The 24,435-nt window shown below is 68.3% G+C and carries 30 protein-coding genes; 7 read left to right on the forward strand and 23 right to left on the reverse strand.

Features of this window, described 5'->3' with window-relative positions:
- Positions 1-1,425, reverse strand: a complete 1,425-nt coding sequence (locus tag CAL25_RS17975) for a glutamate-cysteine ligase family protein (RefSeq protein ID WP_094803259.1) — start codon at positions 1,423-1,425, stop codon at positions 1-3.
- Between the two features lie 216 nt (positions 1,426-1,641).
- Here CAL25_RS17975 and CAL25_RS17980 point away from each other — a divergent pair, with 216 nt between their 5' ends.
- Positions 1,642-2,217 carry a hypothetical protein gene (locus tag CAL25_RS17980; RefSeq protein ID WP_094802472.1) on the forward strand — a complete coding sequence of 192 codons (576 nt, stop codon included), beginning with the start codon at positions 1,642-1,644 and terminating at the stop codon, positions 2,215-2,217.
- 278 nt (positions 2,218-2,495) lie between these two features.
- The gene (locus CAL25_RS17985) at positions 2,496-3,098 is read left to right on the forward strand and encodes an RNA polymerase sigma factor (protein WP_094802474.1); all 603 of its coding nucleotides are present in this window, start codon (positions 2,496-2,498) and stop codon (positions 3,096-3,098) included.
- Positions 3,099-3,133: 35 nt separating this feature from the next.
- Here CAL25_RS17985 and sctC read toward each other — a convergent pair whose 3' ends face one another.
- The 22 genes from sctC to CAL25_RS18095 form a co-directional block, all read right to left on the reverse strand.
- Positions 3,134-5,086, reverse strand: a complete 1,953-nt coding sequence (gene sctC / locus CAL25_RS17990; RefSeq protein ID WP_094802476.1) for a type III secretion system outer membrane ring subunit SctC — start codon at positions 5,084-5,086, stop codon at positions 3,134-3,136.
- Positions 5,083-5,481 carry a CesT family type III secretion system chaperone gene (locus CAL25_RS17995; protein WP_094802478.1) on the reverse strand — a complete coding sequence of 133 codons (399 nt, stop codon included), beginning with the start codon at positions 5,479-5,481 and terminating at the stop codon, positions 5,083-5,085. The genes sctC and CAL25_RS17995 overlap by 4 nt, the downstream gene beginning before the upstream one ends.
- Positions 5,478-6,533 (reverse strand): type III secretion system export apparatus subunit SctU, encoded by a 1,056-nt coding sequence (gene sctU, locus CAL25_RS18000; RefSeq protein WP_094802480.1) that lies wholly within the window; start codon positions 6,531-6,533, stop codon positions 5,478-5,480. Before sctU ends, CAL25_RS17995 begins: the two co-directional genes overlap by 4 nt.
- Complete coding sequence (sctT, locus tag CAL25_RS18005) at positions 6,530-7,333, reverse strand: type III secretion system export apparatus subunit SctT (protein WP_094802482.1); 804 nt, start codon at positions 7,331-7,333, stop codon at positions 6,530-6,532. Before sctT ends, sctU begins: the two co-directional genes overlap by 4 nt.
- Positions 7,334-7,345: 12 nt before the next feature.
- Positions 7,346-7,612, reverse strand: coding sequence for a type III secretion system export apparatus subunit SctS (gene sctS / locus CAL25_RS18010; RefSeq protein WP_094802484.1), 267 nt, complete (start codon positions 7,610-7,612; stop codon positions 7,346-7,348).
- On the reverse strand, positions 7,612-8,370 hold the full coding sequence (locus CAL25_RS18015) for an EscR/YscR/HrcR family type III secretion system export apparatus protein (protein WP_094802486.1): 759 nt from the start codon (positions 8,368-8,370) through the stop codon (positions 7,612-7,614). Before CAL25_RS18015 ends, sctS begins: the two co-directional genes overlap by 1 nt.
- A complete protein-coding gene (gene sctQ / locus CAL25_RS18020) occupies positions 8,367-9,497 on the reverse strand; it encodes a type III secretion system cytoplasmic ring protein SctQ (protein WP_249279136.1) in 1,131 nt (376 codons plus the stop codon). The genes CAL25_RS18015 and sctQ overlap by 4 nt, the downstream gene beginning before the upstream one ends.
- Positions 9,494-10,099, reverse strand: a complete 606-nt coding sequence (locus CAL25_RS18025) for a hypothetical protein (RefSeq protein WP_094802488.1) — start codon at positions 10,097-10,099, stop codon at positions 9,494-9,496. The genes sctQ and CAL25_RS18025 overlap by 4 nt, the downstream gene beginning before the upstream one ends.
- A complete protein-coding gene (sctO, locus tag CAL25_RS18030) occupies positions 10,096-10,602 on the reverse strand; it encodes a type III secretion system stalk subunit SctO (RefSeq protein WP_094802490.1) in 507 nt (168 codons plus the stop codon). Before sctO ends, CAL25_RS18025 begins: the two co-directional genes overlap by 4 nt.
- Positions 10,599-11,930 carry a type III secretion system ATPase SctN gene (sctN, locus tag CAL25_RS18035; RefSeq protein ID WP_094802492.1) on the reverse strand — a complete coding sequence of 444 codons (1,332 nt, stop codon included), beginning with the start codon at positions 11,928-11,930 and terminating at the stop codon, positions 10,599-10,601. The genes sctO and sctN overlap by 4 nt, the downstream gene beginning before the upstream one ends.
- A gap of 9 nt (positions 11,931-11,939) precedes the next feature.
- Positions 11,940-12,575 (reverse strand): HrpE/YscL family type III secretion apparatus protein, encoded by a 636-nt coding sequence (locus tag CAL25_RS18040; protein WP_094802494.1) that lies wholly within the window; start codon positions 12,573-12,575, stop codon positions 11,940-11,942.
- Positions 12,545-13,180 carry a SctK family type III secretion system sorting platform protein gene (locus CAL25_RS18045; RefSeq protein ID WP_094802496.1) on the reverse strand — a complete coding sequence of 212 codons (636 nt, stop codon included), beginning with the start codon at positions 13,178-13,180 and terminating at the stop codon, positions 12,545-12,547. Before CAL25_RS18045 ends, CAL25_RS18040 begins: the two co-directional genes overlap by 31 nt.
- Positions 13,177-13,974, reverse strand: a complete 798-nt coding sequence (gene sctJ, locus CAL25_RS18050; protein WP_094802498.1) for a type III secretion system inner membrane ring lipoprotein SctJ — start codon at positions 13,972-13,974, stop codon at positions 13,177-13,179. The genes CAL25_RS18045 and sctJ overlap by 4 nt, the downstream gene beginning before the upstream one ends.
- A complete protein-coding gene (gene sctI / locus CAL25_RS18055; protein WP_094802500.1) occupies positions 13,974-14,402 on the reverse strand; it encodes a type III secretion system inner rod subunit SctI in 429 nt (142 codons plus the stop codon). The genes sctJ and sctI overlap by 1 nt, the downstream gene beginning before the upstream one ends.
- Positions 14,403-14,409: 7 nt before the next feature.
- Positions 14,410-14,889 (reverse strand): tetratricopeptide repeat protein, encoded by a 480-nt coding sequence (locus tag CAL25_RS18060; RefSeq protein ID WP_249279137.1) that lies wholly within the window; start codon positions 14,887-14,889, stop codon positions 14,410-14,412.
- A 12-nt stretch (positions 14,890-14,901) separates the two neighbouring features.
- Positions 14,902-15,381, reverse strand: coding sequence for a SycD/LcrH family type III secretion system chaperone (locus tag CAL25_RS18065; RefSeq protein ID WP_249279138.1), 480 nt, complete (start codon positions 15,379-15,381; stop codon positions 14,902-14,904).
- Positions 15,382-15,407: 26 nt separating this feature from the next.
- On the reverse strand, positions 15,408-16,682 hold the full coding sequence (gene sctE, locus CAL25_RS18070; protein ID WP_094802502.1) for a type III secretion system translocon subunit SctE: 1,275 nt from the start codon (positions 16,680-16,682) through the stop codon (positions 15,408-15,410).
- 18 nt (positions 16,683-16,700) lie between these two features.
- Positions 16,701-17,525: a type III secretion system translocon subunit SctB gene (sctB, locus tag CAL25_RS18075; protein ID WP_094802504.1), complete on the reverse strand. Its 825-nt coding sequence runs from the start codon at positions 17,523-17,525 to the stop codon at positions 16,701-16,703.
- Positions 17,522-18,025 (reverse strand): SycD/LcrH family type III secretion system chaperone, encoded by a 504-nt coding sequence (locus CAL25_RS18080; protein WP_094802506.1) that lies wholly within the window; start codon positions 18,023-18,025, stop codon positions 17,522-17,524. Before CAL25_RS18080 ends, sctB begins: the two co-directional genes overlap by 4 nt.
- A gap of 23 nt (positions 18,026-18,048) precedes the next feature.
- The gene (locus CAL25_RS18085; RefSeq protein ID WP_094802508.1) at positions 18,049-18,360 is read right to left on the reverse strand and encodes a hypothetical protein; all 312 of its coding nucleotides are present in this window, start codon (positions 18,358-18,360) and stop codon (positions 18,049-18,051) included.
- 49 nt (positions 18,361-18,409) lie between these two features.
- Positions 18,410-18,991 carry a hypothetical protein gene (locus CAL25_RS18090; protein WP_094802510.1) on the reverse strand — a complete coding sequence of 194 codons (582 nt, stop codon included), beginning with the start codon at positions 18,989-18,991 and terminating at the stop codon, positions 18,410-18,412.
- Between the two features lie 154 nt (positions 18,992-19,145).
- A complete protein-coding gene (locus CAL25_RS18095) occupies positions 19,146-19,868 on the reverse strand; it encodes a hypothetical protein (RefSeq protein ID WP_249279181.1) in 723 nt (240 codons plus the stop codon).
- 196 nt (positions 19,869-20,064) lie between these two features.
- On the opposite strand from CAL25_RS18095, the gene sctW reads away from it, so the two are divergent.
- The 5 genes from sctW to sctV are packed head-to-tail and all read left to right on the forward strand — an operon-like array spanning position 20,065 to position 24,433.
- A complete protein-coding gene (gene sctW / locus CAL25_RS18100) occupies positions 20,065-21,165 on the forward strand; it encodes a type III secretion system gatekeeper subunit SctW (RefSeq protein WP_094802512.1) in 1,101 nt (366 codons plus the stop codon).
- Positions 21,162-21,548, forward strand: a complete 387-nt coding sequence (locus CAL25_RS18105) for a hypothetical protein (RefSeq protein WP_094802514.1) — start codon at positions 21,162-21,164, stop codon at positions 21,546-21,548. The genes sctW and CAL25_RS18105 overlap by 4 nt, the downstream gene beginning before the upstream one ends.
- A gap of 16 nt (positions 21,549-21,564) precedes the next feature.
- Positions 21,565-21,972, forward strand: coding sequence for a hypothetical protein (locus CAL25_RS18110; protein WP_094802516.1), 408 nt, complete (start codon positions 21,565-21,567; stop codon positions 21,970-21,972).
- The gene (locus CAL25_RS18115; protein WP_094802518.1) at positions 21,969-22,334 is read left to right on the forward strand and encodes a tetratricopeptide repeat protein; all 366 of its coding nucleotides are present in this window, start codon (positions 21,969-21,971) and stop codon (positions 22,332-22,334) included. The genes CAL25_RS18110 and CAL25_RS18115 overlap by 4 nt, the downstream gene beginning before the upstream one ends.
- Positions 22,335-22,339: 5 nt before the next feature.
- Positions 22,340-24,433 carry a type III secretion system export apparatus subunit SctV gene (sctV, locus tag CAL25_RS18120; RefSeq protein WP_094802520.1) on the forward strand — a complete coding sequence of 698 codons (2,094 nt, stop codon included), beginning with the start codon at positions 22,340-22,342 and terminating at the stop codon, positions 24,431-24,433.
- The last annotated feature ends 2 nt before the right edge of the window (positions 24,434-24,435 follow it).

The following is a 24,435-nucleotide window of genomic DNA, read 5'->3' on the forward strand; positions in this document are numbered from 1 at the left end:
TCAGGCGGGCAACTGCAGCATGCGCTGCCGGTAGAACACCTCGCGCGGCGACCCGCGCCACAGCCGCAGCATGGCGTCGGCCGCCGTGCTGCCCACGTCCAGCACGTAGCGCGGATAGGCCAGCCAATGCTGGTCGGCGGCGTCGAGCCCGCCGCTGGCCACGGCCAGCACATCCTGGCACAGCGCCCGAACCTGCGCATCGTCCAGCGCGTGGCACAGCGCCGGGGTGCGCAGGCGCCGCAGGGTCAGCCAGCCCCACTCCCGCACCAGCGCCTCGGCTTCGGCCAGATTGCGCAGCAACCCGAGCTGCAGCGCCGAGGCGCCCATCACGGCGGTGGCGCAGGCCTGCGGCCCGGCCTCGGCCTGCATCTGCGCGTCCGGAAACACCGCGCCGAACGCCCGCGCCTCGATATAGCCGTCGCAGCCGCAGGCGTCGAACAGGGTTTCGATGCCGCCCGGTTGCGCCCACGCGGCCAGCAGCGCGTCGAGCGCCGGCACGCGCTCGAGCCGGTAGCGCCAGCGCGCATCGAGAAAGTGCGCGAACTGCGAATAAACGAAATGCTCGCCGCGCGGCACGAGGTCGACGTGTTCGCCGGTGTCGCCACGGCGGCCGCGCCAACGCGGCGCGCGCAGGAATTGGCCCAGCGCGGGGTTGCCGTCCAGATACACGCTCACCGCCGACTTGTAGTCGTCGGCCGGATTCCACGACAGCGCGCGGCTGGCGGTCTGGGGGCCGAACATCCAGCGGAAGTGGTCGCCGAGATCCCGGAACGGCCGCTCGGGCAACTGCTGCAGATAGTGGTCACCGGCAAAGCGCGCGTGGCGGAACATGCGGTCCCAGAGGCGCATGCGGTTTTCCTTGGCACCGGTGTCCCGGCCTCCCTGCAGCGGGCTGTTGGCATAAAGCGCCATGAGCGCGGGCGCCAGCGCCAGGCTCACGTTCAACGCCCGCGCGGCCTGCCCGATCGGCACCGAGGTGCAGGGGCCGTTCTGCGCCTTGGCGTCGATGCCGGCGCGGTGCAACCAGCCGCGATATCCCTCGAGTTCCCGATAGATGGGACGCGGCACGCGCATCTCGCGATACCAGACGTCGTCGAGCGTGCAGTCCGGATGCTCCGCGGCGTTGAGCACGGCGGCGCCGTCGGCGGCCAGCGCCGTCTCCACATCGGCGAGTTCTTCGCGCACGGCCGCGTCGAGCCGCGCCAGCCCGCCCGGTCCGCCCGCGACCGGCGCGAAGGCCGTCTCGAGCAGATTGAAGCCGTTGTCCAGGCCGCTCTCGCCCAAGGGGCCCGTCACGCCAACAGGGACATCGCCGATGTGCACCAGCTCGACCGTCTGGCCGCGCGCGCGCTTGAGCAGCGCCAGGGTCTCGAAGTAATGCGTGACCGCGCGGCTGCGACCATCATCTCGCGCCGCCACGGGCATCTCCAGCTCCAGACCCAGTTTTGCGCCCGCCACTTGCGTGCTGATACCCACCGACACGTTGTCTCCTCTCGTTCGCGCCTGCCCTTGGACTACAATCTGGCGCATGTTCAGCAATGCCGGAAATCGGCAGGAACCAAAGCCTCGCGGATGTTACTCAGGCTCTGACGGGATGAAAAATCGCCGTCCTCTCCACCAACCGCGGGGTCTACTGGCCGCATGACAATCAATTCAGTATCCTCTTCACCCGGCTTCGTCAGCCTCGACGCCTTTGCCCAGGCCGCCGAGCAAGGGGGTGATGTCTATGTAACCGTTGTCGGTGAACAATTCCATGTTCTCGGCACCGGCACGACGCCCAGTGGGCGCTCGGTGGCCTGGGTGGCCGCCGACGCCGATACCACCGCCCTCTTCTCCGACGCCCTCGCCCGCACCTACGGCAATGGCATCGCCAGCGCCGTCTCTCGCGAGCTCGGCCTGTCCGGCAGCCCCGGTACCCCGCTCTCCGCCCGTAGCATCAGCCTCGCGCTCGACATGGCGCAGACCTCGCGCGACGCGCTCGACGGCGTGGACTTCATGACCCGTCTCGATCACAGCGCCGCCGCCGGCTCGGCAGGCTTTCGCGCCGTGTGCGACCACCTCGGTGTCGCGCCCGAATCGGTCTCTCCCGCCCAACGCATGGCCATCGACCTCGCCATGGAACAGCGTTTCAACGACAACGCCCAGCGCGGCCCGGTAAGCGCCGACATGGCGCGCCAGTGGCTCGCCGAGCTGTTGCCGCAACACCGGGAAGTCTGACAACTGCCGGTTGCGGTTTCACGACGAGCCGCGATTTCGCCGCCCTGATCCACCCTTTGGCGGCAATCGTTTCCAAATATTATTGCGCGTCTTCTCCATGCAACGCATGGAGATTGTTTGGCATGGCGATGTTACAGATAGAAATTTCAAATTCAAATGATTGCGGTTGCGGGCAGATATGTAGTAATTTCTCGCCAAATATACAAGCGGTAGTCGTACATCTTCGACACACAGACCGTCGTTCGCTTCCTGGCTCGCACCTCACCTTCCCCTAGACCATGTCCGCTTCTTTGGATTCGATCGCGACTTCGCCCGAAGTCCCCTCGCAGCCCGGCTGCGGTGAGGGGACCTGGGACGCCAGCGACGACACCCTGCTGCGCGACCTGGTGCGCGAACATGCGGGACGCCTGCAACGCTTCATCGTGAAGCACATCGGCAACACCAGCGACGCCGAAGATCTGGCGCAGCAGGCCTTCCTGGAAGCCGCGCGCTCGTACCGCTCGTTCCGCGGCGAGTCGCAACTCTCGACCTGGCTCTACGGGATCGCGCTCAACCTCGTGCGCAATCATCTGTCGCGCGCCCCGCAGCGCCGCTACGACTTCGTGTCGGACGAGGCGCTCGAACAGCATGCGTCGTCGTCGCTCACGCCCGAGCAGGCCGCCGAACAGAACCAGACCATGAGCCTGCTGCAGGAAGCGCTGGCCGAGCTGCCGCCCAACATGCGTGACGTGCTGCTGATGGTCGGCATGGACGACGTGTCGTACGAAGAAGCGGCCGCGTTGCTGACCGTGCCCGTGGGCACCGTGCGCAGCCGCCTGTCGCGCGCCCGCTCGGCGCTGCGCGACAAGCTCGCCCTCAAAGGGCTGCACCTGGACAACTGATCCAGGCGCGCCCGCCCGGCTGATTCAAGCGGCGTTCAGCGCCCCGGCACGCGTCCCGTATCGGGCGCGGCCACGGGCTCCACGCGCAGGATCGGCCGGCCATCCGAACGCAATGCCTCGCCCACCGGCAGCGACTGCAGATACACCGGCGACACGCGCACGGGCCCGCCCGGCACGGCCGGACTCGCGTTGCGCTCGAACTGCACCTGGGTGCGCTGGCCCTGGATCAGGTCGAGGTATTCGCCCGCCGTCATGGGCGACTCGATGCCGCCCCACGTCCTGTTGACCATGTCGCCCGCACGCGCCTGCGCGCGCGGCTGCGCCACCACGTTGCCATTGACGGCCACCACGCGCGGCCGGATCAGGAACAGCCGCTCGCGGCGCTGCACGGTGGTGGACTTGCTCGAGAACAAGGCGCCGATCAGAGGCAGGTCGCCGAGCAGCGGCACCTTGTCGACGCGCTCGCTGTCCTGGCTGCTGTTGTAGCCGCCGATCAGCAGCGTCTGATCGTTACCCACGACCGCCAGCGTGCTGATGGTGCTCTTGCGCACGGTGGGCAGGCGGTCGATCTGCCGCTCTTCCTGGATGCGACCGTCCTCGATGTCGACCGTGAGCTCGACTTCGGTACCGCTGGTGCCGGAGATGTAGCGCGGCGTCACGCGCAGCGATGTGCCGACGGTGATGGGCGTGACCGTCGCCACGCGTTCGCCGACGGTCTGGATGTAGAAGGTGTCCGACAGGTCCAGCACGGCGCCGAGGTTATCGGTGGTGAGCACCGAGGGCTGCGACAGAATGTTGGCCTGGCCCTGCCCCTGCAGCGCGCGGATACGGGCGGCCAGCGTGCTGCCCACGCTGATGCCGATGGTGCCGGGCGCCAGGTCGGTGCCGGGCGCCAGCGGCAGACCGCTGGGCGCCAGATTGAAATCGCTGTAGCCGAACGAGGCCGAGCCGGCGCGCGCGCCCCAGTTCACGCCCAGCTCGCGCACCAGATCGGAATTCACGTCCACGATCATGGCTTCGATCTCGATCAGCGTGCTCGCCACGTCGAGCTGCTCGATCAGGTTGCGGTAGATCGGTATGCGATCGGGAATGTCCTGCACGATGATCGCGTTCAGGCGCGAATCGGCCTGCACGGTGGGCTCGCGAAAACGCAAGCCGCCGGCGCGCTGCACGCGTCCCGCGCCTGCCGCAGCGGCGCCCGCGCCCACTGCCGGCGCGCCGCCCGCCGCGCTGTCGGCACCGGCGAACACCGGCGGCGCATCGCGCAATGGCGCCGCGATGGCCGCGAGCGTTTCGTTGTTGTTGCCGCTGCCGGAGCCCAGAATCAGGTTGCGCAGCACGGTGGCCAGGCCCGGCGTCACGACCTTCTGATCGCGATAGCTGACCGTGCGATCATTCACCGACGCGTGCTTCAGGCGAAACACCGCCACCTGCTGCCCGCCCGCGCCCATCGGCAGGGCGGCCACGGTGCGCTCCACCAACTCCACATAGCCCGGCGGCCCCGAGACCAGCGCGATACCCTGGTCCGGCAACTCCCCCCAGCCGAAGCGGGGATCGAGCACCCCCAGCTGCTGCAGGGCCTCGCGCAGCGACACGATCGAGCTGCCCATCGAGGACACCGAGCGCGTGATCATGTCGCTCGACCGGCTCACGAACAGCGTGCCCGCGTACACGAACCAGTTGAACCCGTAGACGCCGCCCAGCCGATCCATGAATTCGGTCGGCGTGTTGGCGTTGAAGCGGCCGTTGACCACGCCGCTCACGTTCGGCCCCAACTGCAGCGAGAGCGAAAAGCCGCCGGCGAACTCGCGCAGGACGTTCTGCAGGCTCTCTTCCTTGGCGTAGTAGCTATAGGGCGCCATGGGCCAGTTCGGTGCCGCCTGGGCCGGCCCCAACAGGGCCAGCATCAGGGCCCCCGCCAGAATCGTGCGCTTCAAAGTCTTTCTCCCCGGGCTGCGTTGCCCGTTTCGGTATGCATAAGGGGTCATGCGTAGCGCCGCGCCACGGCCTGCCAGAACGACAGTGCATTGGCGAACTGGCCCACGGCCTCGTCGACATCCAGATCGCTGGCGTCGGGGCGTATCAATTGCTGCAATCCCAGCGTTTCTTCGCGCGGATCGGCGCTCAGCGTGCTGGCGTGGCCCGCCAGCATGCCGGCGGCGAACTCGCCCATTTCCACCAGCAGCGCGTCGCGATCGCGCCCGGCCGGCGGCAGGTCCAGCACCCGCGCCTGCAGGGCCAGCCAGCCCTGCGGCGCCGGCGCGAGGTGGACACGGAAGCGCTCGTCGATCACCACCGTGGCCCGGCCGTCGGCGCGCAGCGCGTCGGTGAGCTGGTGGCGCTGCACGTAGCGCTGGATCAGCGGATGCGTGGGTTGACTCATGGCGTCTCCTGTTCGGCGGCGAGTTTGCGCACCAGGCGCAGGACCTCGGCCACCGGCTCGATCAGTTCGCTCGGAATGTATTGGTCGGGCTGGGCCTGCGCCATCAGGGCGCGCGCCAGCGGAATGTTCTGCATCACCGGCACGCCTGCCTCGCGCGCGGCCTGCATCATGGCCTCGGCCAGCGTGCCCTCGCCCTTGGCGAGCACCAGCGGCAGCGGCGTTTCGTCGGGCTCGTAATACAGCGCCACGGCCAGGTGAGTGGGATTGGTGACGACGACGGAAGCCTTGCGCGCCTGCCCGGTGGCCCCGTGCATCACCATCTCCTGGTGCAGGTGTTTGCGCTTGTGCTTGATGTGGGGGTCGCCCTCCATCTCCTTGTATTCCTGCTTGACCTCTTCCTTGCTCATCATGAGGCCCTTGCGATGCTGAAAGCGTTGCCAGGCGAAGTCGGCTAGCGAGATCACCACATACGCCACGGCGATATTCACGATCAGCGTGCGCAGCATGCCGCCCACGCCGGTCTGCAAGCCGGCCAGACCGCTGTAGGGCACCGACATCAGCTCGGGCAGCGCATCGCGCACTACGATGGTCACGAGCGCCGACAAGAAGGCGATCTTGAGCGTGGACTTGAGGAACTCGACCAGATTCTTCTTCGAGAACGTGTTCTTCAGATTGGTCATCGGGTTGAGCTTCTGTCCCGACGGCTTGAGTTTCTGAAACGCCAGCACCACGCCCACCTGCAGGAACTCGCCGAACATCCCGACGATCAGCACGATGAGCACGAATGGCAGCACCAGCGTCGTGGCTTCGCGCAGCCCGGCGTCCAGGGCCTGCGGCAGCGCCACCTCGAACGGCATGCCGATGAGGTCGGCCGGCAGCAGCATCAGCCGCCCCAGCGACTCGATGATGTTCTGCGCGTTGCCCAGCATGTAGCCGAACAGCGCCAGCACCAGCAGCGTCTGGGTGAAGTCCTTGCTGTGCGCGACCTCGCCCTTGTTGCGCGCATCGCGCAGCTTCTTGTGGGTTGGCTGTTCTGTTTTTTCGCCGCTCATCGCGCCTCCTGCCACTGGCTGTCGAGGAACGGCACGATGGTGCGGATGTGCTCGGTGGCGTCGCCCGCGTATTCGAACAGGGTGCCCATGTAGAGCACCAGCACCAGCAGGGCCAGGCCGCTCTTGATCGGCATGGCCAGAAAAAACACCTGAAGCTGCGGCGCGAAGCGGCTCACCAGCGCCAGCCCCAGCTCGGCCAGGAACATCGCCACGATGGCCGGGGCCGCGAAGAGCAGGACCAGCCGCGCGAAGCGGCTGAGCTGATCGAGCATCAGCGGCACACTCTCGCGCGACAGCGTGGGCGCCCACGAAAACAGATCCCAGAGCCGGAAGCTGTCGTACAGCATCGTGAGCATCAGCATGAAGCCGCCGCCCGCCAGGAAAAACACCATGAAAGCCTGATTGAACAGAATGCCCATGGGCGAGGAGTCGTTACCGGTGGCCGGGTTGATGGTCGCGCCCAGGCTGGCGCCGCGCTGGTTGTCGATGACGAAGCCCACGGCCTCGAAGATCCAGAACGGGATCGCCACCAGAAAGCCGAGCACCAGGCCCACGAACACTTCTTTGGCGACCAGCAGCACCAGGTCGATCCAGCTCGGATCGAACGCGGCATAGCGCGGCATCAGCACCGGCACGATGATCAGGCCGATCGCCGCCGCCACCGCGTAACGCAGCATGCCGGGCATGCTCTGGCGGCTGAAGATGGGCAGCATGACGCACAGCGCGAGGATGCGAGGCTGGGTGAGCGCGAGCGTCCCCAGGAATATCTTCGCCTCCGCATACGTCACGCCTGAAAACATGTGGGCTCCGTCCTAGCGAATCTTGTAGAACAGGTCGAACACGGCGATCGTGAAGTTGTACAGCTCGCCACTGATCCAGCGCGCCGTCAGCAGCAGCGTGGCGAACACGGCGATCAGCTTCACCGCGAACGACAGCGTCTGCTCCTGGATCTGCGTGAGCGCCTGGAACAGGGAAAAGAGCGTACCCACGATGGCCGCCACCGCGATCGGCGGCAGCGACAGCCAGAGCACCAGGTACAGCGCCTGGGTCATGTAGGAGACGAGATCGACGGTGCCCATTATGCGTACGACAGCACGAGGCCCTGAATCAGGCGGGTCCAGCCGTCGACCATGACGAACAGGAACAGCTTCAGGGGCATGGAAATCGTCACCGGCGAGACCATCATCATCCCCATGGCCAGTAGGATGTTCGAGACGATCAGGTCGATGATGACGAAAGGCAGATACAGCAGAAAGCCGATCTGGAACGCGGCGGTGAGCTCGGACAGCAGGAACGCCGGAATCAGCACCAGCAGGTCGTCTTCCTTGAGATTGCGGGCCTGTTCCTCGCCCCACAGGGTGCGCGCCGTACGCACGAAGAAATCACGCTGTTCGGCGCGGCTGTTCTTCAGCATGAATCCGCGCAACGGTTCCGCGCCGCGGGCCACGGCATCCAGAATGCCGGTGAGCCGGCCGTCGCCGTCGGCCGCGGTGGCCGCGGCGGGCGTGGCATTGTCGAGATGCAGCCTGCCGCCCCGTTCGGGCGCCGCGGTCTCGGGCACGGGCGCGGCGGGCGCCGACTGCGCCTGGCCCGCGCCCACCGCGCGCAGCTCGGTGCTCATCTGCATCACCACCGGCCCCATCACGTAGGCCGACAGGATCAGGGCGAGACCGTACAGGGCGATGTTGGGCGGAACCTGCTGCACGCCCAGCGCGTTGCGCACCAGCGTGAGCACGACCGCGATCTTAAGGAACGAGGTGGTCATCACCGCCGCCAGCGGCACCAGCGCGAGCAGCGCCAGGACGACGGCCAGGCTGATGGGATCGTACGAGCTCATGCGGCGGCCGATCCCAGGGTGGCGATCACCACGCCGATGCGCTCGTCGATCTGCACCAGATTGCCGGTCCCGACGAGCGCGCCGTTGGCGCGAATCATCACCGGGCCGTCGGCCAGTGGCCGTTGCAGATCGAAGGTGGCGCCCACCTGCAGCGACTGCAGCTGGGCCAGGGTCACGCTGCGTTCGCCCAGGTCGAAGGTGAGCGTGACGGGAATGTCGGCCACGGCCAGCGGCGCGGCGCTGGGTTGCGCCTCGGGCTGCGGGGCGGCGTCGGCGGGGGTATCGGTCATGAGGGAGGTCCAGCCTTGGGTCACGATGTAGGTTGAAGCGTCGGCGCGCACGCGCAGGCCCTGGCCCTGTCCGGCGGACAACCAGAGCTCGCCCTGCTCGCTCACGCGGTAATGGTCGAGCAGGAGCACGTCGCGGGCTTGCAGCGTGCCGAGCTCGGCGGCCGTGAGGGTCACGGCGCCGATTTCGGCGCGCACGCGCACGGGCAGCGTGTCGAGCGCCAGGCCGTTGGCGGGCGCCGCGCGCTGGGCCAGCAGGCCGGCGAGCAGCATCAGGCCCAGATCGTCGGCGGCCAGGCGGGCGTAGATCACGTCGCCGCTGCCCTGCGCGCGGGCGCTCAGCGTCCAGACATGGGACAGCGGCGGCAGCTCGGCACCCGCCACGCCGACGCGCGCGGGTCCGGCGGGCGACAGGCCGGCCACGCTGGCCTGGATGTCGGCGAGCAGCGATTCCAGCGCCAGCGCGGCCAGCGCATCGCTCAGGGGTGCGGGTTCGAGTTCGGGATGACGCGCGGCCAGCCAGGCGGTGGGCGCGCTGCGCGGCAGGCTCAGATGCAGGCGCGCGCCGGCCCATTCGATCTCGGCGCCGTAGGCGTCGGCGGCCAGCAGCCCGGGCGCGACGCCGGGCGTCAGGCTGATCTGCCAGGCGGCGGGCACGCCTTCGTGCTGGCCCAGGATCACGTCGAGGCTGGCGGCGTGGCGCGCCACCAGATCGAGCGCGCGTGCCTCGTTGCCCGACAGGCGCGGCAGACGCGCGGCGATCTGCACCGGGCTCGCGCCGGCCACGGACATCTCCAGGCTTGCGGTCATGCTGGAAGCGGATTCGGAAGAAAGTTTCACAGGGTGCTCGGTTGCGCGGCGCCGGCGTCAGGCTCGGCGCGCGTCTCGGTCAGGCAGGGGTCTTCGGGATCATCGGTGCTGACGCGCACCAGCGTGGCGCGCGACAGGCTGGCGGCCAGTTCGGCGGCCAGCGCCGCGGCGCCCTCGTTCATACGCTCACGGGTGGACTCCACCGCGCAGACGAACGCGGCGACCACGCGGCCGCCCTCTTCGAATACGGACACGGTCAGCCCGGGTAGCCGCTCGTCATCGAGCGTGACGCGCACCTCGCGCCGGCCCTGCGCCCCGTCGTCGACCAGCAGCTGCCGGGCAGCGGCGCTCAGGTGTTCGCACAAGGCGCTCGCCAGCGCGCTCGCGCGGGCCTGGACGGCGGCATCGGTCTGCGGCGCGGCGGCGAACAGGCCGAACGCGCCCGTCGGCGTCGCGGGGGCCGGGGCGCTTTTCTGTGCGTCGCCCGCGTCCTGCGCGAGTGCCCGCTCGAAAGCCTGGCGGTCGCCCTGGCTGGCCTCACGCCGCGTGCCCGTGCCGCTGTCCGACTGGTTCAGGTCGGGCATGCCCTGCGCGATGGCGGTATCCAGGCTGATGCGTCGATCGATGCTCATGCGGGCTCGTACTCCTCGTGCTGCTCCCAGTCGTCGCGATCGCGCGCGACGCTGGCGGCCTCTTCCATCTCCATGTCTTCCTTGCGCTCGGCTTCTTTCATCTGCGCGTCGAAATGCAGCCGCGCCAGCTCGACGAATTTTTCGCTCAGGCGGCTGGCCTGCCGGTGCTCGTCGCGGCGCTCGCCCAGCGCCTGTTCTTCGCGGCGGGTGGTCTCGCGCGCGCTCTCGAGCGACTGCTCGTGCTGACGCTCGCCTTCCCGCAGTCCGGCCACGTCCTGCAGCACGGCCTCGATATCGCGCACGCGCACCGTGCGCCGGCACAGGTCGCCGTACAGCTCGCGCTCGTGCGTCTCGGCCCAGTCGCGGAACGCCACCAGACGCGCCTCGGCCTGGACCTCGCCGGCCTGGGCGTCGTGGTGGACCTGGCGCTGGCGCGCCACGGCGAGCTCGGCCTGGCCTTCGCGAAAGCGCTTGATCGCCAGCAGTTCGTCGAACACGCTCATGCGGTCCCCACGATCTGCTGCATGCGCGCGAGCGCCTCGGCCAGCGTGGTGCGCTCGTCGGTGCGCTGACGCAGGAACGTATTGATGGCGTCGATCCGGTCGATCGCTTCGTCGGTGACTTTGTCGCCGCCGCGCTTGTACTCGCCGATCTTCACGAGCAGCTCGACCTCCTGGTACTTGGCCATCAGTTCGCGCAGGCGGCCGGCCATGCGTTTGTGTTCGGGCGAGATCACCGCGTTCATCACGCGGCTGGCCGAGGCCAGCACGTCGATGGCGGGATAGTGGTTGGCCGCGCCCAGGCGGCGCGACAGCACGATGTGGCCATCGAGAATCGAACGCGTCTCGTCGGCGATGGGTTCGGTCATGTCGTCGCCCTCGACCAGCACCGTATAGAGCGCCGTGATCGAACCATGCTGGTTCATGCCGGCACGCTCCATCAGCTTGGGCAGCGTGGCGAAGACCGACGGGGGATACCCGCGGCGGGTCGGCGGCTCGCCGGCGGCCAGGCCGATCTCGCGCTGCGCCCGGGCAAAGCGCGTGACCGAGTCCATCAGGAACAGCACGCGCTTGCCCTGATCGCGGAAGTATTCGGCGATGGCGGTGGCCACGTAGGCGGCCTTGGCGCGCTCCATCGACGACTTGTCGCTGGTCGCGCAGACGATCACGCTCTTGCGCCGGCCCTCGGGGCCGAGCTCGTGCTCGAGAAACTCGCGCACTTCGCGGCCGCGCTCGCCGATCAGCGCCACCACGGTCACATCCACGTCGGCGCCCTTCACCAGCATGCCCATCAGCGTGGACTTGCCGCCGCCGGCCGCGGCGAAGATGCCCATGCGCTGACCTTCGCCGCAGGTGAGCACGCCGTCGAGCGCCCGCACGCCCAGCTCCAGCGGGTCGGCGATGATGCGGCGCGTGAGCGGATCGGGCGCTTCGGCGAACACCGGATAGAACTTCTTGGCCTCGAGCGGGCCCAGCTCGGCCTCGTCGAGCGGACGGCCCAGGCCGTCGAGCACGCGGCCCAGCAGGCCGGGACCGACCGGCACCATGTGGGCGCGGCCGGTCGGGATGACCTCGGTCGCCGACGAAATGCCGTACATGTCGCCGATGGGCGTCAGCAGCGCCGCGTCGCGCGCGAAGCCGACCACCTCGCCCTTCATCTCGAAATCCTCGCCGGGATTGCGCAGGATGCAGACCTCGCCCACTTTGACCGTGGGCACGACGGCCTTGATGATGGTGCCCACCACCTGGGTCACGCGGCCCTTGATGCGCAGGGTGGGCGTGTCCTGCAGGGCCACCTCCATCATTTCGGTGATGTAGTCGAACTGACGCATGCCCTGCCCCTAGACCCGGCTGCCCAGCGTGCGCTGGAACGCGGTGCGCAGCGCCTGGATCTGGTTCTCGAGGCTGGCCTCGACCATGCCGATCTCGCTCTCGAGAATGCAGGCGCCGCGCGCGAGGCGGCCGTCGGCCAGGATGTCGAGGTAGCCCACGCCCGGATAGGCGGCGAGCAGATCGTTGATGTGGCCGCGCACGGTTTCGACTTCGTCGGGATGCAGGCGCAGCGTCATCTGTTTCTGATTGCGCACCACGGCGAGCGCGTTGCGCACCACGATCATGACCTTTTCGCGGTCGTCGAAGCCATCGATGACCTTGCGCACGGACGCCATGACCAGATCGACCATCTCGTTCTCGACGCCGGCGAAATATTCGATGGTGCGGCCGACGGTCTCGATCATCCGTTCGGCCTGCCCCATCAGCGCCTCTTCCTTGCCATCGGCGTAGCCGCGTTCACGCTCGGCCTCGAAGGCGGCCTGGGCCTGCGCCATGATGGCATCGGCCTGCTCGCGCGCGTGCGCCACGAGCGCGTCGGCCTGCAGCAGCGCGGCATGATCCGCGGCCCGCAGGATACGCGCGGCGGGATCGATACGCGGGGCGGCGGACGGCGTCAGGCCAGCGCGGGGAAGGAGGAAACCCATGTCGGTTCAGCGTATTTGAGGACGTCGAGCGCCAGCGCCAGCGCGGCCGGCGCCGCGAGCGGCGCGGCCACCGCGGCGGCGGCGGGCAATTTGAGTTCGGCGCGCAGCGCCAGTTCGGGGCCGGCGCCGGTGAGCGCCTGCCATGCGGTGGCACGGCCGAGCGCGTCGACGGACTGCACGGTCTGCGCGAGCGGCCAGGTGCCGGCCTCGGCGAGCGCGGCTTGCGTGAAGCGCCCGCCCCGCGCGAGTTCGAGCACGTCGGGGCCGAGCGCGGCCATCACTTCGCGCACTTCGGCGCCGGCGATCATCCGGCGCAAACGCGCGCCGCACAGCGCCGCGCCGATCAGACGCAGCGTGCGCGCCAGCCGCTCCGGCGGCAGCAGGGCCAGGGCCAGCTCGGGGCGCGTGCCATCGAGCACCGGCCGTTCGGCCAGGCCCAGGCGGGCCAGGATCTGGCCCGACCAGAGGCGGTGCCAGGCGGCCTCCATGCCGGCGGGCGCACGCGCACCCGGCGGCGCATGCTCGGCATGGCGGCTCGGGTGCAGGGTGCGGCTCGGCAGCTGGTTGAATTCCAGCAGCGGCGCGCTGAACAGCGCGACGCTCATGCCGCGCCGCCCGCGGTACCGGGTTCGTGGCGAGGCTTGCGCGCGGTCGCGGCCGGACCACGGCGCAGCAGCACCCAGATCAGCGCACCGCCGAGGCCGGCCACCAATACGGCCAGCACGGCGAGCGCCGCCCACAGCCCGGTGGCGGGCACCGACACCGGCGCGTCGGCCGCGCTGGTCATGGCGGGCTGGGCCGACACCAACGCGATCGACACGCGGTCTTCGGTGAGACCCGGGATCGCGTGGGTCACCAGCTTGCGGATCTGCGGCTGCAGCGCGTCGAGGTTGTAACCCGTCTGATGCTTGATGAAGACCGCCGCGGTCGAGGGCGTGGTGTTCTCGCCCACGCCGCCCCGCTCCGGCAGCACCACGTGCACGCGCGCGGCCAGCACGCCGTCCATCTGCGACAGCGTGTTGGTGAGCTCCTGCGAGAGGGCATAGATATAGCGGGCGCGCTCTTCGAGCGGCGAGGACACCAGCCCTTCCTTGCGGAAGATCTGGCCCATGCCGTCGAAGCGTTCGCGCGGCAGACCCCGCGAACGCAGGATGTCGAGCGCGCGCGCGACCTGGGCGCTATCCACCGACACCGCGACACCGGCCTTGGTGACGCTCTTTTCGGCGCGGATGCCCGAGTCGAGCAGGACCGACAGCAGCTCGTTGGCCTCGCTTTCGCTGGCGGCGGAAAACAGCTCGACGCGCGAGCCGCAGGCGGCCAGCAAGGCGATCAACAGCGCCGCCGCCAGAAAGCGCAGGCGGGTCCAGGAAAGCGGAAACAGCGAAGACACAGCTTGCATTAGGACATCCTGACCAGCGTATCGATGTTCTGGGTGGTGCGGGACACCGCCTTGCCCACGAGTTCGTATTGCACCGACACCTGCAGCAACTCGCCCTGCAGCCGCATCATGTCGGAGAGGGAGCTTTGGGCGCCCAGGCGATCGAGGTTGCCCGCGATGCCCTGCCACTTCTGGGAAAACTCGGCCGTGGTCGATTGCAGGCCCGAAAGAATCTGGCTGCCCAGCGTGGCCGGGCCGGTGGCCTGAACGGGCGCCGCGAAGGCGGCCTGCAGCGCGGCGTGCACGCCGGTCGGGGCGGCCACGTCGACGTCGGGCGCGCCCATCACGCGGGCGAAGCGTTCGGTGGCCTCGGCCCCCGGTTGCACCGTCGGCGTCTTGAGCGTGTCGAGGGCCGGCGAGAGCGCGGCGGAAAGCGCGGAGATGTCCATGGAAGTCCTAGCGAGTCATGGATTCGGAAGCGCCGTCGGCGGATGCGTCCGCCTCCGGCGTGATGCCCAGCAGGGCCTGTGCGAGCGAGGCGGCCTCGCCGGTGCCTCGGGCGCAGACCTGCAGCAGACGCAGGCTCTCGGCATTGCGGCCGGCCAGTTGCAGCGCGAAACCACGCCAGGCCGCCAGCAGCACGGCTTCGTCGCCATGCGCGCCCACCAGCACCGCCTCGCCCTGTTCGAGCACGGTCACGGCCTCGGGCGCGCGGCCGGCATTCAGGCGCGCCACCGCCAGCCCGAGCCAGGGGTAGGCCCGCGCGGGGCGTATGGTACGCAGCGCCTGGAAGATGGCATCCGCGCGCTGGACGTCACCGCGGCCCGCGGCCAGAAAGCCCATCTCGGTGAGCATGCGCGCCTCGTCCGCATCAAGCACAAAAGCCGCCTCGGGGGAGGCGGCCGTGTCGGGCAGGGTTGCCGGACTATCGTTCATGCGAAACCCTCCTCATGCGTGCGCCTCGCGGCCCAGCGCGGCCAGCAACATCTGGGCACGCGGAGCGAGACCGGCATGGGCCGGGTCTTCGCTGGCCGCCGCCAGCACCTGCTCGAGCGACTGGCGCGCTTCGTCGGCGTGGGCCAGCGCGAGCTGGCATTCGGCCACGCGCAGCGTCGCCTCGGGCGCCACCGGAAACAGCGTGCCCACGAGCGAGTAGATGCGGATGGCTTCGTCGTAGCGCGCCTGCATCTGCAGGCACAGCGCCAGGCCCGACAGGTAGTGCTTGCGGGTCGGACCGTACTGCGACAGGAAGGCGAACAGCGGCAGGGCCTGCGCGTACTGGCCCTGCGCCACGTGCGCGTAGGCCAGCGCGTAGATCACCTCGAGCTGCTCGGCGCTCAGCCGCTGGCTGCCGTGCAGGCTGTCCAGTCCGTCGAAAAGCGCCTGGCCGAAGGCCGTGCGGGAGACGGGGGAAGTCGATGTCGTCACGTTCAATACTCCGTTGTGCGCGCGGTTCAAACCATCGCGCGCTTGCCGATGTTGGCGGTGATCTGGGTCATGCTGTCGGCGGCGCCGGCGATCATCTTGCTGACCAGCTGCATCGCCTCGTCCATCGCCTGGATCACTTCCTTGATCTTTTCGCGGTCCTCTTCCATCGAGGCCTGCAGCTTGGTCATCATGGCCTCGAGCGCCTTGCGGTCGGCCAGCACCTGGTCGGCCGCCTCCTGCGCCTTGGCGCTCTGGATCGACTCGGCGCCCGTGGCGATGCCGCCCGCGCCCTTGGCCACGGCCGCGGCGCCCTGCGCCACCTGACCGGCCGTCTTGGCGGTATCCGCGACGGTGCGCATGGTCTGCGAGGTGATATTGCCGGCGACATTGGCCGCGGTGGACACGGTGCCCGCGCCGAACGAGGCCACCGCCATCACCACGCCCACGGTGATGGTGGCCGCCAGGCCGATCGCCATCGCGATGTAGCCCGCCGTCTGCGGATCGGCGCCGGCGACGGTCGCGATGGCGCCCGCCATCTTGCCCAGCGCGCCGGGCTCGACCAGGATCGCGCCGGTCATGACCATCGACGCGCCCGCCACGATGTTGCCGATCCGTTCGGCCAGCTCGGGCTCCACGCCGAACGCCTGCAGCAGCTTGCTGACCGCCTGCGTGACCATGTTGCTGATGCTGATCTCGGGACCGCCCACCTCGGTGGATATCTGCGTCGCCAGCAGCGAGACGGCCCCGGTGACCGCGATGGCGGCCAGCGCGATCATGGCGGGGCCGGCCGCGCCGCCCGTCACGGCCGTTGCCGCCACGGCTGCCACCACCATCAGCGCGGCCGCGATGGCCGCCACGATGGCTCCGATCCAGCCGAAGATCTTGCCGAGCAGGCCGCCCTTGTTGGCCTCCTTGCTCTTCTGGATCCATTCGTCGATCTTGCGCGACTGCTCTTCGTTGTTCTTGGCCTGCTCGATGCGGTTGTTCTCGACGTTTTCCTTGGCGCTGCGCAGTTGCGCTTCCTGCGTCTTGCTCTGCAGGTTACGCAGCAGGTCGACCATCTCGGACGCGGAAAACTCTTTGGTCGGCGCGGCGATCGCCGGCTTGCCGTTGGCGTTGCTCACGCCATCGCCGCCCGCGCCACGCAGCTGCGCCATGTCGGCCGCCCATTGCGAGGCCAGCGCGCTCAGATCGATACCGCCGGCCGCGCGCATCGCGGCCGTCGCCATGTCGGCGCCTGCCTGGCTCGGCTGGTCCAGCCCGGGGGGCAGCCCGGGGGTACCGGTGTTGCGGATATCCATGGAATGGCTCCCCGGGGCTCAGACTCTGCTCGCGATGCCGCGATTGGTCTCGACGCGGCTCTGCTCCATCGCGCTGAGCTTCTCGCGCACGTCGCGGATCACGTCCATCATCTGCTGCATCAGGTCGTTGGCCTGTTGCACGCCGGACTCGAACACCTTGGCGGACGCTTCCAGCTCCGCGCGCTCGGCATCCTTGGCGCCGGCGGCGCGATCGAAGCCGGCCTGCGCCATGCTGCCGATGCCGCCCGCGATGCCGCTGGCGCCCTGCCCCAGGCCCGACGCATTGGCGGCGAAGCCGTCCAGGCCGGTCTGAAACTTCGTCTGCGCCGCCGTCAACGGGCTGGAGGTCGTCGTCATGTTGACCGACTTGAGCGAGGCGCCGACCGCGCCGGCACCCGCCGCGACCTGCATCGCCCCACCGATGATCTGGAATGCCCCTGCGACCATCGCGCCCTTGAAGCGTTCGGCGGCGGCGTCGCGGATCGCGTCCGCGGCGGACATCAGGGTCTGCACCTGGGCATCCATCGCCGCCGCGCGGTCGGCGCGGGCGCTGTTGCGCTGCTCCTGCGCGAGCTTCTGGAACAGCGTCATCATCGCGTAGATGTCGGCCTGGACGTTCTGCTCCAGGCTACCCAGCGCCTTGGCCGCATCGGGCGGGCTGCCCGCGCCGATCGACGGCGGCGTGAGGCCCATGGACAGCAGCTTGTCGCCCACGACGCCCTTGGCGATGAGCTGTGCGGCGTCGAGCTGCTTGACGCCGGCGGGCGGCGCAGCGGCCGAGCCGGTATCGAGCGGGTTCAGCAGGGCGGGATTCAAGCCCGCGGCGGTGTTCAGGTTGATCATGCTTTTTTCTCCTTGGCGCCCCGGGCGGCCAGCGCGTCGCGCAGGGCTTGCGCACGCTCGGCCAGCACGGCGTGGGTGTCCGGTTTGCACATGGCCAGGGCCAGGTCGCAGGACTGCAGGGCCGCATCGAGCTGGCCCATGTCGGTCAGGCATTGCGCGGCGTAGAACACCGGCGCCGGCTCGAGCGGGTCGAGCAGCGTGGCGGCCATGTATTGCTGCAACGCGTCGGCATGCTTGCCCAGGGCCTGGGCGGTGGCGCCCAGGGCCACCAGGTAGCGATGCTCGGTGTGATTCAGGGCGACCAGGTACGACAGCACCTTGAGCGCATCCGGATAACGGCCCTTCTCATACAGACCGTAGCCCAGGCTGTAGAGCGCCTCGCACTCGTCGGCCGTGATGCCGCTGAGCTGGCCCAGCGAGCCGCCGGCGGCCAGTTGCGCCACGATCTGGTCGTGCAGCGCGCCGTATTCCTCGCTGCTGATGTCGGGGGATGCGCTCATGGGTGTCGCTCCAGAATTCCGGGTCAGACCATCGCGCGCAGACGCTTCACCCCGCCGCTGGCGCGCGGTTCGCTGCGCTGGCGGGCGTAGTTGGCTTCCTGCTCGACTTCGCGCTCGATGTCTTCCATGTCCTGGCGGTACAGCTTTTCGGCTTCGGCGCGCTGCGCCTCGCTCAGGGGCTGGACGGCCAGCACTTCGCGCACCTTGGCGGGGTCCAGGCCCAGCCGGCGCAGGCGCTCGTCGGAATCCTCGATTGCGCGCTGGCAGTTGCGCACCACTTCGTCGGCGCGCTCGATCAGCGCCTGGATGTTCAGTTCTTGTTGGTTGTCGGCCATGGCCGTACTCCGGAATCAGGTAGAGATTTAAATTCGAGGAAGGAACGGCTCAACGCATGTTGCCGATGATGGAGCTACGGCTGTCCTGCATCTTCTTGACGAAGTTGCTCATGACGTCGAAGGCTTCATTGCGCTTGTTGCTCAGGCTCTGCAGACGCAGCATGTCCATCTGCTGAGAATTGCTCGCGCTATCGATCTCGGACTTGATCGAATTGATCATCTTCTCCAGCGCCTCGCGGGTGGGCAGGCTCGAGATCTGGCTGGCCGACACGGCGTGGTCTTTGCCGATCTCGCCGCTCACGCCCACGGGCGAGGTGTCGCGCTCCAGGCTGTGCGAGTGCGACGCGAACTTCGCGGCCAGGGCGCGGTTCTCCGGCGTGTCGCTCACGCGGTCGTCCGGCTTGGGATCCTTGCTCGGCAGCGCCGCTTTCATGCCGTTGAGCGCGGCTTGCATGTCGTTGAGCGAGGCCGTGAGCTGATTGCGGTTCTTCACTTCCTGGATCTGGTCGTTCAGGCTCTTGTCCAGCAGACTGACGCGCTGGCTCTGCACCATCATCAGGGCGGTCTCGAGGTCCATGCTGGACAGATCGACCAAGTTGATGCCACCGACGTTGCTGGTGTTGACGTTCATGTTCAAGACGGGCTCCCTGGCCGGCATGGCCGGCGTCGAACGAAAGAATGTTGAAACTGGTGAGTGAGTAACGGCCGGGCGGGTTCGGTTCCGTGGCGCCGCGGCAAAATTCACCGCGGGTCGGGCGCCGGCCGCGGGCGCAGCCGATACCCCGTCAGCGCATGTTTCCGACGATCGAACTGCGGTTGTCCTGCATCTTCTTGATGAAATTGGTCATCACGTCGAAGGCCTCGTTGCGCTTGTTGCTCAGGCTTTGCAGACGCAGCATGTCCATCTGCTGGGAGTTGCTCAGGCTGTCGATGGCGTTCTTGTTGTCGGCGATCGCGTCGTTATTTGTCTTGATCGTGGCGGTATTTGTCTTGATGCTCTCTTCCATGCCGGCGATCTTCGCGCCCAGCTGGTCGATGAAGCTCTGCACCACCCAGCCCTTGGCATCCATGGTGTGGTTGCCGTCGACGTTGCGCGGCGCGTTGTCGCCGCCCGGGATGTCCAGGCCGGCCGCCTTGATCTGGTCCAGCGTCTTGAACGACAGATCGCCGTTGTCGCCCTGGCCGAACGACAGGCCGTACCAGCCGTCGGGATCCGGGCACTTGCTGGCCGCCAGGCGGTCGGCCAGATCCTTGTACTCGGCGATCTTGGCCGTCATGTCGACGTTGGCCGATTCCATGTCCGTGTTGGCATTGCGCAGGGCGGCGCTCTTCTCGTTGAGCCCGGCGATGTCCTGATTGCGCTGATTGACCGCGTCCATCTGGCTGCGCAGCGTCGAGTCCAGCAGCTGGGTACGCTGCTGCTGCACCTGCATCAGCGCGGTTTCCAGGTCCATGGAGGACAGGTCGATGGACTGGATGCCGGCGGTATTGATGCCATTGATGCTCATGGGTTTCTTCCTCGGGAAAGTGCGCCGGACCCTCGCCTGGCGCATGCCCCGTTCGTAACGGCGCCTCGGCGTTTGGTTCCACCGCCCGCGTCAAAATAATTTTGCGCATGCGATGGAACCAAAGCCCGGCCACGGTTACTACGCACTGGCACCTGCCGGCGTCCCCCGGGTCCGGCGGGCCGCCCAGACGAAAACCATGAATCGAATCGACGCCGGACTGCCGAACCACGGGTTCAACGCCACCACCGCTCACGGAGACGCCGCCTCGGCGCGCCAGCAGGCGGGCATGATGCTGGGCGAAAAGACCGTGACGCTGGCCGGCGAGGTCTCGCTGGCCGATGGCGCCGAAGAGCTCAGCCTGCACATGGCCGAGAAGACCGAGGACAAGCACCACGCCGAGCGCAAGGTGAAGTCCGACCGGCCCCTGCAGTTGCTCGATACGCAGGAGATCGTCGAGTTCCTCGACGACACGCACGACGCCGATGCCCATGAAAAGCTGGTCGAGCTGACCAAAAAGCTGCTGTCCGGCCAGGCCTCGCCCCGCCAGGGCGCCGCCCAGGCATTTGGGGACGTATCGCAGCAGTATCTCGGCCTGCAGTACGCGTTGCGCGAGGGAGAACGCCAGGGCGCGGACCCCGCGGCACTGGAAGCGATCCGCGACGCGCTGGCCGATCTGGAAATCGAACGCGGCCCGGAAATCCGGGCGGGGCTGAATGCCCTGAAGAGCGCCGGCCAGTTCGCGGCCGACCCGGCCGGCGTGGCGCGCTTCCAGCAGACCTACCGCGACGTGGTGCTGGGTGAGACCACGCTGTCCAAGACGCTGGCCCTGGCGCTCGAGCGCTTCGGCGACGCCGATCTGGGCCGCGGCCTCAAGCAGCTGATCGCCGCGCTCGGCCACGATCTCGCCGCCGCCCGGCCGTCCACCGACACTGGCCGGCTGCAGGTGCTGGTCAGCGACCTCTATCACCTCGAAGTGGCGGCCACCGTGCTCGATGGCTGCGCCGACCTCGGCGCCCGCCTGTCGTCCCGCCACGGCACCGGCCTGGATGCCCCTCGCCTGATGCGCGACCTGATCGGCATCACCGGCGAGCGCTGGGTGAGCGACTCGCGCTTCACCGCGCTGGCCAGCCAGCAGAACGTCATTGCGGTCGACGCGCGCGTGGTGTTTCTGGCCGGCGTGAAGAGCATGGTCAAAGACCTGCCGACCCAGATTTTTCCCGACGCCGATGTGCGTCACAGCATTCTGAGTGCCGCTCAGCAAGCCCTGGACGTGGCCATCGACGAGGAAGACGCATGAACAACGCCGATCAGGCCCTCGCCGCGCTGGGTCAGGAATGGGGTTTCGGCCCGCTGGCGCTCGACGAGCGCGGGTCGCTCGCCCTGCAGGCGGAATCTGGCCGACGCGTGGGCATCGAACGCACCACCGGCGGCCTGGCCGTGTACGTGGCGGCCCCGGTCGAGTACGACGCCGGTGCGCTGCTGCTGCGCGCCTTCAAGCGGGCCCACCACACCCGCCATGAAGGCTGGCCGGTCCAGGTGGCGCTGCGCAATCAGGGGCACCGGCATTGGCTGCTCGCCCTGACCCGCTACGACGAAGACACCGTGGCGCCGGCCGGACTGCGCGCCGGCGTCGACTATCTGAACCGCTGGCTCGACGCCGTGCGCGACTCGGCCTACTGACAGGCGGACACCGACCATGAACGACTTGAGAATCGGCGGCTTCGCGCTCGATCGCGGCATCGAAGGCATCAGCTATGCCGGCCGCGACAGCGGCAACGCCCATCTGCCCGACCGTCAGGACCTCACGCCGGCGGCCGACGGCATGCGGCCGCAGCTCGAAGCGCTGCTCGACAAACCGGGCATGGACCGCAGCCTCGACCAGGCGCTGCGGCCGGCGCTCAACCATCGCGACCTGCTGATGCCGGCCCGCTTCGCACAGCTGCTGGGCGAAACCCAGACCCTGCTGTCGGAGGCGGCCGACCAGGCCGCCGCGCAGGGCGACGACGCCGCCCGCACGCTGAACCGTGCCGTGCGCCTGCTGCGCGAGGAATCGGGTCTGCGCGACCTCGTCGGCATGTATCGCAGCGCTCTGTACCAAGGATGACCGCCATCGCTTCCGCCCTGAACGACACGCACGCCGAGATGCTGAGCCTGCTTGCCAGCATCTATATGGAGAACAACCGCCCCGAGAAGGCGGCGGTGCTGCTGGCGGCGCTCGACACTCTGGGCCTGGCCCAGCCGCGTCAGCGCGTGGCGCTGGCGTTGGCGCAACTGCGCGCCGGCAAGCCCGCCGACGCGCAGGCCACTCTCGAGCGCGTGGCCATGAGCGGCGCCATCGACGGCGCCTTTCATCTGGTGCGCGCCCAGGTGCTGACCGTGCTGGAGCGTCCGCAGGAAGCGGGCGCGGCGATGCGCGCCTATGTGGCGCTGCGCGGCGCGACCACCCCCACACCCGTTACCGCCTGACCCTGATGCACGCCCTCAATCGCATTGTCGCCCTCGCGACCAGCCGCAACGACATCGTCCTGGCGATCCTGATCGTCTCGATCATCTTCATGATGATCCTGCCTCTGCCCACGACCCTCGTGGACGTGCTGATCGGCGCGAACATGACGATCTCGGCCGTCCTGCTGATGGTCGCCATGTACCTGCCGTCGCCGCTGGCGTTCTCGTCGTTTCCGTCGGTACTGCTGGTCACGACGCTGTTCCGGCTCGGCATCTCGATCGCCACGACCCGCCTGATCCTGCTGCAGGGCGACGCCGGCCACATCATCGAGACCTTCGGCAACTTCGTGGTCGGCGGCAATCTCGTCGTCGGCCTGGTCGTGTTCCTGATCCTGACCATCGTGCAGTTCGTCGTGATCACCAAGGGCGCGGAGCGCGTGGCCGAAGTGGCGGCGCGGTTCTCGCTCGACGCCATGCCGGGCAAGCAGATGTCGATTGACGCCGACCTGCGCGCCGGCACCATCGACATGGACGAGGCGCGCCGCCGCCGCAACATCGTCGAGAAAGAAAGCCAGCTTTATGGCGCGATGGACGGCGCCATGAAATTCGTGAAGGGCGACGCGATCGCCGGCCTCATCATCGTGGCGGTGAACCTGCTCGGCGGCATGCTGATCGGCACGATGCAGCGCGGCCTGAGCGCCGGCGAGGCCGTGCAGGTGTACTCGATCCTGTCGATCGGCGACGGCCTGATCTCGCAGATCCCGGCGCTGTTCATCGCCATCTGCGCCGGCATCATCGTGACCCGAGTGCAGACCGGCGACGGCCCCTCCAACGTGGGCAAGGACATCGGCAATCAGGTGCTGGCTCAGCCGCGCGCGCTGCTCATCGCGGCCGCGATCGCCGTGGGCATGGGCCTGATCCCCGGCATGCCCACCTTCACCTTCCTGGCGCTCGCCGCCGTGGTCGGCACCATCGGCTTCGTGCTGATCCGCGGCTCGCGCAAGGTGGTGGACGAGAAGACGGGCGAGATCACCGAGATCCCGGCGCTGGCCGCCGACGGCCAACCCGCCGTGAGCAAGCCCCGCAACGACGGCAGCGCGGAGTTCGCGCCCACCCTGCCGCTCATGATCGACGTGGCGGCGGGCCTGCAACGCCACTTCAATCCCGACGAGCTGAACGAAGAGTTGCTCAAGATCCGGCGCGCGCTCTACTTCGACCTCGGCGTGCCGTTCCCCGGCATCCAGCTGCGTTTCAACGAAGTGCTGCCCGAGCAGACCTACAACATCCTGCTGTCGGAGGTGCCCGTGTCGCAGGGCCGGCTGCGCCCGGGGCATGTTCTGGCGCGCGACAGCGAGCAGAATCTCCAGGCCCTGCAGGTGGCGTTCGACCCCGACAAGCGTTTCCTGCCGGACGTGCCGACGCTGTGGGTGGCCGTCGAACAGGTGCCGACGCTCGCGGCCGCCGGCATCCCGTATCTCGATGCGCACCAGATCCTCACCTGGCACCTGGCCTTCGTGCTCAAGAAGTATTCGTCGGACTTCATCGGCATCCAGGAGACGCGATTCCTGCTCTCCGCGATGGAAGACCGCTATCCCGATCTGGTCAAGGAAGCGCTGCGCGTGATGCCGGTGCAGAAGGTGGCCGAGATCATGCAACGCCTGGTGTCCGAAGACATCTCGGTGCGCAACCTGCGGGCCGTGCTGGAAGCCCTGATCGAGTGGGGCCAGAAAGAAAAAGACTCGGTGCTGCTGACCGAATACGTGCGCGTCTCGCTCAAGCGGCACATCAGCTACAAGTATTCCAGCGGCCAGAACATCCTGCCCGCCTACCTGCTCGCCCCGAATGTCGAAGAAACCGTGCGCGGCGCGATCCGCCAGACGTCCGCCGGCAGCTATCTCGCGCTGGACCCGAACGTGTCCAAGCGCCTGCTCGAAAACATCAAGCGTACGGTCGGCGACCTGACGGCCGCGGCGCGCAAGCCCGTGCTGCTCACGTCGATGGACATCCGCCGCTACCTGCGCAAGATGATCGAACAGGATCTGTACGACCTGCCCGTTCTCTCCTATCAGGAGCTGACGCAGGAAATCAACGTGCAGCCGCTCGCGCGGGTGGACCTGTGAGA

Origin of the sequence: Bordetella genomosp. 5 (assembly GCF_002261315.1) — a bacterium.
In the GTDB taxonomy this organism is placed as follows: domain Bacteria; phylum Pseudomonadota; class Gammaproteobacteria; order Burkholderiales; family Burkholderiaceae_B; genus Bordetella.

Bases quoted from the DNA above. Each gene is read 5' to 3' on its own strand.
- CAL25_RS18090 (WP_094802510.1), bottom strand. From the start codon at position 18,991: ATGAACGTCAACACCAGCAACGTCGGTGGCATCAACTTGGTCGATCTG.
- CAL25_RS18060 (WP_249279137.1), bottom strand. From the start codon at position 14,889: ATGAACGATAGTCCGGCAACCCTGCCCGACACGGCCGCCTCCCCCGAG.
- CAL25_RS18115 (WP_094802518.1), top strand. From the start codon at position 21,969: ATGACCGCCATCGCTTCCGCCCTGAACGACACGCACGCCGAGATGCTG.
- sctU (WP_094802480.1), bottom strand. From the start codon at position 6,533: ATGAGCGGCGAAAAAACAGAACAGCCAACCCACAAGAAGCTGCGCGAT.
- sctV (WP_094802520.1), top strand. From the start codon at position 22,340: ATGCACGCCCTCAATCGCATTGTCGCCCTCGCGACCAGCCGCAACGAC.
- CAL25_RS18085 (WP_094802508.1), bottom strand. From the start codon at position 18,360: ATGGCCGACAACCAACAAGAACTGAACATCCAGGCGCTGATCGAGCGC.
- CAL25_RS18105 (WP_094802514.1), top strand. From the start codon at position 21,162: ATGAACAACGCCGATCAGGCCCTCGCCGCGCTGGGTCAGGAATGGGGT.
- sctW (WP_094802512.1), top strand. From the start codon at position 20,065: ATGAATCGAATCGACGCCGGACTGCCGAACCACGGGTTCAACGCCACC.
- CAL25_RS17985 (WP_094802474.1), top strand. From the start codon at position 2,496: ATGTCCGCTTCTTTGGATTCGATCGCGACTTCGCCCGAAGTCCCCTCG.
- CAL25_RS18045 (WP_094802496.1), bottom strand. From the start codon at position 13,180: ATGAGCGTCGCGCTGTTCAGCGCGCCGCTGCTGGAATTCAACCAGCTG.
- CAL25_RS18080 (WP_094802506.1), bottom strand. From the start codon at position 18,025: ATGAGCGCATCCCCCGACATCAGCAGCGAGGAATACGGCGCGCTGCAC.
- CAL25_RS18025 (WP_094802488.1), bottom strand. From the start codon at position 10,099: ATGAGCATCGATCGACGCATCAGCCTGGATACCGCCATCGCGCAGGGC.
- sctO (WP_094802490.1), bottom strand. From the start codon at position 10,602: ATGAGCGTGTTCGACGAACTGCTGGCGATCAAGCGCTTTCGCGAAGGC.
- sctJ (WP_094802498.1), bottom strand. From the start codon at position 13,974: ATGCAAGCTGTGTCTTCGCTGTTTCCGCTTTCCTGGACCCGCCTGCGC.
- sctB (WP_094802504.1), bottom strand. From the start codon at position 17,525: ATGATCAACCTGAACACCGCCGCGGGCTTGAATCCCGCCCTGCTGAAC.
- CAL25_RS18095 (WP_249279181.1), bottom strand. From the start codon at position 19,868: ATGAGCATCAATGGCATCAATACCGCCGGCATCCAGTCCATCGACCTG.
- sctI (WP_094802500.1), bottom strand. From the start codon at position 14,402: ATGGACATCTCCGCGCTTTCCGCCGCGCTCTCGCCGGCCCTCGACACG.
- CAL25_RS18015 (WP_094802486.1), bottom strand. From the start codon at position 8,370: ATGAGCTCGTACGATCCCATCAGCCTGGCCGTCGTCCTGGCGCTGCTC.
- sctS (WP_094802484.1), bottom strand. From the start codon at position 7,612: ATGGGCACCGTCGATCTCGTCTCCTACATGACCCAGGCGCTGTACCTG.
- CAL25_RS17975 (WP_094803259.1), bottom strand. From the start codon at position 1,425: ATGCCCGTGGCGGCGCGAGATGATGGTCGCAGCCGCGCGGTCACGCAT.
- CAL25_RS18110 (WP_094802516.1), top strand. From the start codon at position 21,565: ATGAACGACTTGAGAATCGGCGGCTTCGCGCTCGATCGCGGCATCGAA.
- sctC (WP_094802476.1), bottom strand. From the start codon at position 5,086: ATGACCCCTTATGCATACCGAAACGGGCAACGCAGCCCGGGGAGAAAG.
- CAL25_RS17980 (WP_094802472.1), top strand. From the start codon at position 1,642: ATGACAATCAATTCAGTATCCTCTTCACCCGGCTTCGTCAGCCTCGAC.
- CAL25_RS18040 (WP_094802494.1), bottom strand. From the start codon at position 12,575: ATGGGTTTCCTCCTTCCCCGCGCTGGCCTGACGCCGTCCGCCGCCCCG.
- sctN (WP_094802492.1), bottom strand. From the start codon at position 11,930: ATGCGTCAGTTCGACTACATCACCGAAATGATGGAGGTGGCCCTGCAG.
- CAL25_RS17995 (WP_094802478.1), bottom strand. From the start codon at position 5,481: ATGAGTCAACCCACGCATCCGCTGATCCAGCGCTACGTGCAGCGCCAC.
- sctT (WP_094802482.1), bottom strand. From the start codon at position 7,333: ATGTTTTCAGGCGTGACGTATGCGGAGGCGAAGATATTCCTGGGGACG.
- sctE (WP_094802502.1), bottom strand. From the start codon at position 16,682: ATGGATATCCGCAACACCGGTACCCCCGGGCTGCCCCCCGGGCTGGAC.